The 346-nt window shown below is 28.6% G+C and carries 1 pseudogene; it reads left to right on the top strand.

The features are described 5' to 3' along the window. Positions 1–153: pseudogene (locus FUA24_RS26155) on the top strand (DUF3078 domain-containing protein); the annotation flags it as partial. Positions 154–346 lie beyond the last annotated feature (193 nt).

Below are 346 nucleotides of genomic sequence, written 5' to 3'. Positions count from 1 at the left end.
ATTGGTGTTGGTTTTGATTTTGGTTTACGTAACAACAAACAAGAGGCATTAAACTATGCTTTAGCACAAGACCCTGCAACAGCAACTGGTTTTGATGATGTTGATAACGATTTACAAACTTACTGGACACTTGGTTTAAGCTACAAGTTTTAAAACATTTTAAATAAATTAACCAAAAACCTCTTAATTAGTTAAGAGGTTTTTTTAATTTTAAACTATTCATTTGATAAAGTACTAAACATTGAAACCCCAAAACGAAGACCTAAAAATTGCTGATTACAGAATTAGAAAACTTATTGGTTTTTTAGGTTTATTTCTTCCTTTTTTACTTTATTTTACTGAAGGT

This window comes from Seonamhaeicola marinus (assembly GCF_008085455.1).
This window is presented reverse-complemented; position numbering and strand designations above follow the sequence as displayed.